Consider the following 377-nt stretch of genomic DNA (forward strand, 5'->3'; position numbering starts at 1 on the left):
TAAGCATTCCAAAAGCATTCTTTTCCAAATTCATGCTCGACCTTCTTTTGCAGCCGCTTACCTCTTTGAATTGCATCTGGATAATTAGTAAGTACCTCAAGCATTGATCCTGCAAGTTGGCTAGAGTTCTTTGGACTCACTGCCCAGCCAAACTCTTCACTGGGAATAACTTTTTGGCAATCACCCACATTGGTACAAATCACTGGCAAACTGGCGAGTCCATATTCCAAAAGAGCAACCGGAAGGCCTTCAGATTCTGAGCTAAGGATACCCACATGAGACTTTGCCAAGTAAGATTCTACAGATGTGGATGGGCCTATCAATTGGATGTATTCCTCCAATCCGTGGCTAGAAATCTCATCCTTGACTTTGGCAAT

1 protein-coding gene is annotated in these 377 nt (G+C 43.5%); it reads right to left on the reverse strand.

Going from position 1 to position 377, the window contains the following annotated elements; genetic code table 11:
* Positions 1 to 377 (reverse strand): glycosyltransferase (locus ACNKXV_RS13485; RefSeq protein ID WP_417908250.1); only part of this gene is annotated, 377 nt, incomplete at both ends.

It is taken from the genome of Christiangramia aquimixticola (assembly GCF_048285835.1).
In the GTDB taxonomy this organism is placed as follows: domain Bacteria; phylum Bacteroidota; class Bacteroidia; order Flavobacteriales; family Flavobacteriaceae; genus Christiangramia; species Christiangramia aquimixticola.